Raw genomic sequence first — 7,324 nt, 5'->3', positions numbered from 1 at the left:
GGCGTAGGCGGCCGGGCGGCGCGTGCCGTCGGCGGCGGTGCCGTAGAGCACGCCGGCGAGCTGGTAGCGGCTCGCGCTCGCGGCTTCGATGCCGACGGACAGGCTCAGGCCGCCGCGGCCGGCTTCGGCGCTCGCGACCGTGCCGTCGAGGCGCGCGCTCGGGCGGCTCAGCGCGAACGCGGTTTTGGCGTCGCGCTGCACCGGCAGGCGGCTGCTGCCGCCGCTCGCGAACGCGTGCACTTCCCAGAGGCCGGGACCGCGCGCATGCGCCGCGTCGGGCACGACGTCGGCCTGCCAGCTGCCGTCGGCCTGCTGCTGCAGCTCGAACGGCTGGGTGTGCCCGTCGGGCGCGGTCAGCAGGCCCTTGGCCGTCAGCGCCTTGGCGCCCTGCAGCGCGGCCGTGACGCGCAGCGGCTGGCCGGCCAGCACCGTGTCGCGTGCCGCGGCCAGGCTCAGCACGGTCGTGCTGGTCGGCTCGAACACGTGGATCAGGTAGCTGCCGCTCGCCGCCGGCACAGCCAGTTCGAGCCGGCCCTTGCCGGCGGCCGGCGAAAGCCGGGCGATGACGGTGCCGTCGGACACGTCCATGCCCGCGGCGCGCAGCGCGGTCTCGTCGACGAGGCTCTGCGTCGCCACGCGGCCGTCGAGCTCGACGGCGCCGTTGCGGATCACCAGATCGTCGACGGTCAGCCGACTGCGATTGCCGCCGTGTGGGCTGATGCGGATCAGCGCGGCGTCGGCCGTGGTCGGCAGCACGATGCCGCGGCGCAGCTCGGCTTCGTTCGCGTCGAGCCAGTATTCGCGGCTCTGCTGGACGAAGGCCTGGGGCCGTTCGGCCAACGGTTCGGCGGCGTCCAGCGCCCAGGACACGGAAACCGGCGTGTGGTCGAGCGCGGCGGTCGCGCGCGTGTCGGGATTGGCGCTCAGGCGCGTCGGCACCTGGTCGCCGGCGGCGGGCGCGGACAGGCGCAGTTCGGCGGCCTGGGCGACGCCGGCGAGGCTCAGCGCAATGCTCGCGGCCAGTGCCGCGGATTTCGGATTCGGCATGGGTCGCTCCTCAGAGGTCGTCGCGCAGGATGCGGTCCAGGCCGAAGCAGGCGCGGCGGCTCTGGTTGTGGGACAGCGGCTCGCTGCCGGCCATGCGGTCGACGTCGCGGAACCAGGTGCGGCCGGCGGCCTGCTGGCTGGTGCAGTTGAGGAAGCCGTCGGAGCAGCTGGCCAGCCAGTTCTGCGTGGTCTCCAGGCCGAGGTTGTACTGATAGCCGCCGCACCAGCTGTCGCCGTCGAACGGCGAGGAATCCACGTCGGTGCCGACCACGGCCCAGAAGCCCTTCGGCAGCGCCGGCCGGCCGGTCGTGCCGAGCAGGTTGTTCTGGTTGTAGTAGGCCATCCAGCTGACCTGCTGCATGCGCACGGCGTCGTTCTGGTAGCCGAGCAGCCAACCGAGCGCCTGCTCGAACACGTTGCCGTTCATGACCGCGTCGGCCAGCGGCGTGCCTGCGGACGACGGGGCCAGCGCGTTGACCCAGCGGATCTTGCTGATGATGTTCGGATAGCGGCTGTCGTAGGTCGGATTCGACAGGATCCAGCGCACGACGTTGCCGCCGTTGGAGTGCGTTATCACGACCAGGTCGGTGATGCCGGCGCTGTTGATGAAGCTGGTCAGCTGGCCGGCCACGCAGCCGGCGGCGCGGCTGTCCCACATGTACTGGCCGAGATCGCAGTTGATCACGACGTACTTGGACTGATCCGGCAGTCCCTGCCGCACGGAGTTGACGAACTCCGGTGTCCAGTAGTCGGCCAGCGCATTGGTCTGCGCGCCGGTGCCGTGTACGAATGCCACGCCGGTCGCTGCGGCCGACGCGGCCGAGGCCGCTCCCAGGGCGAGCGAGAGCGCCAAAGCAAGACGAACCATTTTCCCTCCCGATGCGGCTCGGGTCAGGTGTTCGAGCCGCGGTCCAGCTGCGGCCTGCCGGGTCAGGGGAGCTTCCGTGCGGCTACCGGGTCAAGCCGGAGCGTGCTGATGGACGTCCGCCGGCATCGTGCCCTCCCGCACGCCGCCGACGGCGGCGCGCAACGTAGCAATGTGCCCGTCGCCATGTCAAACGTTTGTTTGAAGCCTGGGCTCCAAACGGCGCCGGCGTATGGCCGGCGGCAGCCGGCCGGCAAGGCCGCGGCCGGGGCGCGGCGGGGTCGCGGCAGGGCGGACGCCGTTCAGGCGGCGGGATCGCGGGGCGGAGCCGGGCGGCTATACTGCGCGCCCGTCGTAGCGGTAATTCCATGCGCCTGACCACGATAAAACTGGCCGGATTCAAATCCTTCGTCGATCCGACCACGTTGCACCTGCCCACCAACATGACCGGCATCGTCGGTCCCAACGGCTGCGGCAAGTCCAACATCATCGATGCGATCCGCTGGGTCATGGGCGAAAGCGCCGCGAGCCGCCTGCGCGGCGATTCGCTGACCGACGTCATCTTCTCCGGTTCCAGCGCGCGCAAGCCCGTCGGTCAGGCCTCGGTCGAACTCGTGTTCGACAACTCCGACGGCACCATCGTCGGCGAGTACGCCAAGTTCAACGAGATCTCGGTCAAGCGCGTGGTCAGCCGCGACGGCCAGTCGCAGTACCTGCTCAACGGCGCGCGCTGCCGCCGCCGCGACATCACCGACCTGTTCCTCGGCACCGGCCTCGGCGCGCGCAGCTATTCCATCATCGAGCAGGGCATGATCTCGCAGGTCGTCGAATCCGACCCCGAGGCGCTGCGCCATCACCTCGAGGAAGCCGCCGGCATCTCCAAGTACAAGGAGCGGCGCAAGGAAACCGAGAGCCGCATCAAGTCCACGCGCGAGAACCTCGACCGCGTGCGCGACGTGCGCGACGAGGTCGACAAGCAGCTCGAGCACCTGAACCGCCAGGCCAAGGCCGCCGCGCGCTGGCAGGAGCTCAAGGCCGAGCAGAAGCAGAAAGAGGCCGAGCTGCGCGCGCTGAACTACCGCGCGATCGCCGACGAGGTCGAAGGCCAGGGCAGCGCGCTGCGCCAGGCCGAGGTCGAGATCGAGAAGTTCGTCGCCGACCAGCGCCAGATCGAAGCCCAGCTCGAAGCCAGCCGCGAGCGCCACCACGCGGCGACCGAGCACCTCGGCCTGATCCAGGGCGAGGTCTACAAGGTCGGCGCCGACATCGCCCGCGTCGAGCAGCAGATCGCCCACAACCGCGAGCTGCGCGAGCGCCTGGACAAGAGCCGCGAGGAAACCGAGCGCGCGTATCGCGAGCTCAACGAACACCTCGAGGCCGACCGCACGCAGATCGAGACCTTGCGCCTGGCCGTCGCCGACGGCGAGCCGCGTCTGGAAGCGCTGCGCGAGGTCGACGAACAGACCGGCGACGCCCTGCGCGACGCCGAGGCCAAGCTGGCCGAATGGCAGTCGGCCTGGGACGCCTATTCCGCGGCCAGCGCCGAGGCCGCGCGTGCGGCCGAAGTCGAGCGCACGCGTCTGGACTATCTCGACCGGCAGTGCCTGGACACTGCGCGCCGGCTGGAGATCCTGGAAAACGAGAAGCGCGCGGCCGACCTGAGTACCTTGAGCGCCGCGGCCGACACTCTGGGCGACGAACAGGACACGCAGCGCGAGAAGGTCGAGACCTTGACGAGCCTGCTCGACGAGCGCAAGAGCGCCTACGAGCGCCTGCTCGAAACCGAGCGCGCGACGCAGTCGGGCCTGAGCGACACGCGCCAGCAGCTGCAGACCCTGCGCGGCCGGCTGGCCTCGCTCGAAGCGCTGCAGCATGCGGCGCTCGGCCAGGAAAAAGGCGCGGCCAGCCAATGGCTGGAGCAGGCCGGGCTTGCGAATGCGCGCCGTCTCGGCGAGGCGCTCGACGTCGACGCCGGCTGGGAAACCGCCGTGGAAACCGTGCTGTCGGGGCTGCTCGAAGGCGTGCTCGTCGAAACGCCCGAGGCCTATGCCGGCGAGATGGCCGCGCTGCGCGAAGCCGACATGGTGCTCGTCGCGTCGGCGCACGGCGGCGACGCCGTCGCGGGCACCTTGTCCGCGCGCGCGCGCGGCCCGGCTGCCGTGGCCGCGCTGCTTGCCCAGGTGCGCACGGCCGAGTCGGCCGACGACGCGAAGCGCATCGTGCGCGCGCTGAGCCCGGGCCAGTCGGTCGTCACGCAAGGTGGCGAATGGTTCGGCGCCGGCTACCTGCGCGTGCTGCGCCGCGGCGGCGCGCAGGCCGGCGTGCTCGCGCGTGAACGCGAGATCCATGCGCTGCAGGGGCAGATCGAAAGCCTCGACGAGCGCGCGCACGATCTCGCGGCCGAGCTCGACGAGCTCAAGTCCGGCAAGGTCGAGAGCGAGCGCCAGCGCGACGACGCGCAGCGCGAGCTGTACATGGCGCACCGGCGGCTGGCCGAGATCGGCGGCCAGTTGCAGAGCCATCGCGGCAAGGTCGAGACGGCGCAGGCGCGGCTGGAAAAAGTCGACGGCGAGATCGCCCAGCTGTCGGCCAAGCTCGACGAAGACCAGGCCCAGGTCAAGGAAGCGCGCGGCCGGCTCGATGCGGCCGTGATCCGCATGGGCGACCTGGAACAGCAGCGCCAGGAACTCGACGGCCAGCGCCGCCGCACGCTCGAGCAGCGCGAGGAAGCGCGCATGAACGCGCGCGAGGCGCGCGACCAGGCGCATCAGCTCGCGCTGTCGCTGGAATCCAAGCGCAGCGCGATCCAGTCATTGGAGCAGGCGCTCGGCCGCATGCACGCGCAGATCGCCCAGCTCGACGCGCGGCGCGCGGAAATCGCGCAGCAGCTCGCCGCCGACGAGGATCCGCTGACCGAGCTCGACGGCGAGCGCCAGACCTATCTGAACCAGCGTCTGCTCGTCGACCGCCAGCTCGTCGACGCGCGCCGCGCGCTCGAAGATTGCGACGCGGAATTCCGCCGCCTCGACCAGGAGCGCCAGCGCGTCGAACATGTGCTGACCCAGCGCCGCGAAGCGCTCGCCGAGAAGCGCCTGTCCGAACACAGCCTCAAGCTGCGCGCCGAGAACCTCGCGCAGGCCATTCTCGAAGCCGGTCTCGAACTCGCCGCCGTGCTCGAGAGCCTGCCGGCGCACGCGGACATCGCCGACTGGACGCAAAGCCTCAACGAGCTCGAAGGCAAGATCCGCCGGCTCGAGCCGGTCAATCTCGCGGCGATCCAGGAATACGAGGAACAGTCGCAGCGCAAGACCTATCTCGACGCGCAGCTGGCCGACCTGAGCACGGCCATGGAAACGCTGGAAGGCGCGATCAAGAAGATCGACCGCGAGACGCGCCAGCGCTTCAAGGAAACCTTCGACAAGGTCAATTCGGGCCTGCAGGAACTGTTCCCGCGCTTGTTCGGCGGCGGCCATGCCTATCTCGAACTGACCGGCGACGACCTGCTCGACACCGGCGTGTCGATCATGGCGCGGCCGCCGGGCAAGCGCGTGACCTCGATCTCGCTGCTGTCCGGCGGCGAGAAGGCGCTGACCGCGGTCGCGCTGGTGTTCTCGATCTTCCGTCTGAACCCGGCGCCGTTCTGCCTGCTCGACGAGGTCGACGCGCCGCTGGACGAGGCCAACGTCGGCCGCTTCTCGAGCATGGTCAACGAAATGTCCGAGCACGTACAGTTCCTGTTCGTGTCGCACAACAAGACCACGATGGAAGCCGCGCACCAGCTCTGCGGCGTGACGATGCGCGAGCCCGGCGTGTCGCGTCTGGTGCAGGTGGACCTGGCCGAGGCGTCCAAGCTCGTCGGCGCGGCCTGAACACGGGAGTGATGCCATGGAATCGCAAGGCTTGAGCGCGAATGAACTGCGCCTGATCCTCATCGTCGTCGGCGTCGTCGTGCTCGCCGTGATCTATTACCTGGGTTCGCCGCGCAAGCCGGGGCAGGGCCGCCGCGTCGCCGGCAAGCCCGGCGGCGAACGCCGCGAGCCGACCCTGGCCGGCGCGGACGCCGACGACGGCCTGCCGTCGATGCGCGCGACCGACGACGACGGCGAAGCCTTCGTCGACGACGCGCCCGGCGCGACGGCGTCGCGATCGCGCGCCGCCGACAGCGACGACCTGTTCCCGACGCCGCCGCGCTCCAACGTCGGCCAGCGACCGGAGCAGCCGGTCGAGCGCATCGTCACCCTGTTCATCGCCGCGCGTGCGGGCCAGACCATCCGCGGCAGCGATCTCGTCGTCGCGGCCGAGAAATGCGGTCTCGAATTCGGCGACCTCGGCATCTTCCATCGCCTCGTCGACGGCAAGCGCGAGCTCGGCCCGATCTTCAGCGCGGCCAACATGGTCAAGCCTGGCCATTTCGACATGAGCCGCATCGACGAGCTCAGCACGCCGGGCCTGAGCTTCTTCATGGCGCTGCCGGGACCGCTGCCGGCCCTGGACGCCTGGGACACGATGCTGCCGACCGCGCAGCGCCTCGCCGAACTGCTCGACGCGGTCGTGCTCGACGAGGAACGCAATGCGCTCGGCCGCCAGCGCATCTCGCACATCCGCGACGATCTGCGCGCCTGGGACCGCAAGCAGGACGGCAGCCGCATCCGCGCGGACTGGTGAGCGCGCCGCCGGCCGGGTAGGGAAAATCGCCGGGTCGCCGCGTAGAGTCTCCGCCATGCGCAAGCGCGGACGCCCACCGGCCGACGACCTGCTGACGCCGGCCGAATGGCGCGTCGTCGAAGGCATACGCCATGGCCTGAGCAATCCGCGGATCGCGCGGCTGCTCGGCGTCGGCACGGACGCAATCAAGTATCACGTCGCCCACATCCTGGCCAAGCTCGCGCTGCGCGATCGTCGCCAGTTGCGTCACTGGTCCGGCGTGCGCCGGGCCAGCGCGCTGCACCACCGGAGCCTCGTCATGAGCGAACCCGAAACCCTGGGCGCGATCGGCCAGATCGCGCGCACCGTCGACGACGTCGCCGCGGCCGAAATCTGGTACCGCGACGTGCTCGGCCTGCCGCACCTGTACACGTTCGGCAAGCTCTGCTTCTTCGACTGCGGCGGCACGCGGCTGCTGCTGTCCGAAGGCGAGGGCGGCGCCGCGCAGGCGTCGATCCTGTACTTCCGCGTCGCCGACATCCACGCGGCGCACGCGCGCCTGACGCAGCGCGGCGTCGTCTTCCTCGGCGCGCCCCACCTGATCCACCGCCATGCCGACGGCATTGAAGAATGGATGGCGTTCTTCAACGACCCCGAGCAGCGCCCGCTCGCGCTGATGGCGCAGGTGCGGCCGTAGGACGGCGCGGCCTCGGCCGCGCCTCGCCGGTCGGCTTCAGGCCGCCGCGGCCTGCTGCGCGAGCGCGACGG

5 protein-coding genes are annotated in these 7,324 nt (G+C 70.6%); 3 read left to right on the top strand and 2 right to left on the bottom strand.

What is annotated here, in order from left to right:
- Both NON22_RS17635 and NON22_RS17630 read right to left on the bottom strand, forming a co-directional pair.
- On the bottom strand, positions 1 to 1,047 hold a 1,047-nt coding region (locus NON22_RS17635), incomplete at its 3' end, for a DUF4785 family protein (protein ID WP_257388258.1).
- A 10-nt stretch (positions 1,048 to 1,057) separates the two neighbouring features.
- Positions 1,058 to 1,915 (bottom strand): hypothetical protein, encoded by an 858-nt coding sequence (locus NON22_RS17630; protein WP_257388257.1) that lies wholly within the window; start codon positions 1,913 to 1,915, stop codon positions 1,058 to 1,060.
- A gap of 365 nt (positions 1,916 to 2,280) precedes the next feature.
- Here NON22_RS17630 and smc point away from each other — a divergent pair, with 365 nt between their 5' ends.
- Genes smc through NON22_RS17615 form a run of 3 tightly spaced genes read left to right on the top strand, consistent with a single transcriptional unit; the run spans position 2,281 to position 7,253 of the window.
- Positions 2,281 to 5,781 (top strand): chromosome segregation protein SMC, encoded by a 3,501-nt coding sequence (gene smc / locus NON22_RS17625; protein WP_257388256.1) that lies wholly within the window; start codon positions 2,281 to 2,283, stop codon positions 5,779 to 5,781.
- 16 nt (positions 5,782 to 5,797) lie between these two features.
- Complete coding sequence (zipA, locus tag NON22_RS17620) at positions 5,798 to 6,577, top strand: cell division protein ZipA (RefSeq protein ID WP_257388255.1); 780 nt, start codon at positions 5,798 to 5,800, stop codon at positions 6,575 to 6,577.
- Between the two features lie 55 nt (positions 6,578 to 6,632).
- The gene (locus NON22_RS17615) at positions 6,633 to 7,253 is read left to right on the top strand and encodes a LuxR C-terminal-related transcriptional regulator (protein WP_257388254.1); all 621 of its coding nucleotides are present in this window, start codon (positions 6,633 to 6,635) and stop codon (positions 7,251 to 7,253) included.
- Positions 7,254 to 7,324: the final 71 nt, after the last annotated feature.

The organism is Tahibacter caeni (genome assembly GCF_024609805.1).
In the GTDB taxonomy this organism is placed as follows: Bacteria; Pseudomonadota; Gammaproteobacteria; order Xanthomonadales; family Rhodanobacteraceae; genus Tahibacter; species Tahibacter caeni.
Note: the sequence above shows the minus strand (reverse complement) of the source record. Positions and strands in the feature narration are given on the sequence as shown.

Bases quoted from the DNA above. Each gene is read 5' to 3' on its own strand.
- NON22_RS17615 (WP_257388254.1), top strand. From the start codon at position 6,633: ATGCGCAAGCGCGGACGCCCACCGGCCGACGACCTGCTGACGCCGGCC.
- smc (WP_257388256.1), top strand. From the start codon at position 2,281: ATGCGCCTGACCACGATAAAACTGGCCGGATTCAAATCCTTCGTCGAT.
- zipA (WP_257388255.1), top strand. From the start codon at position 5,798: ATGGAATCGCAAGGCTTGAGCGCGAATGAACTGCGCCTGATCCTCATC.
- NON22_RS17630 (WP_257388257.1), bottom strand. From the start codon at position 1,915: ATGGTTCGTCTTGCTTTGGCGCTCTCGCTCGCCCTGGGAGCGGCCTCG.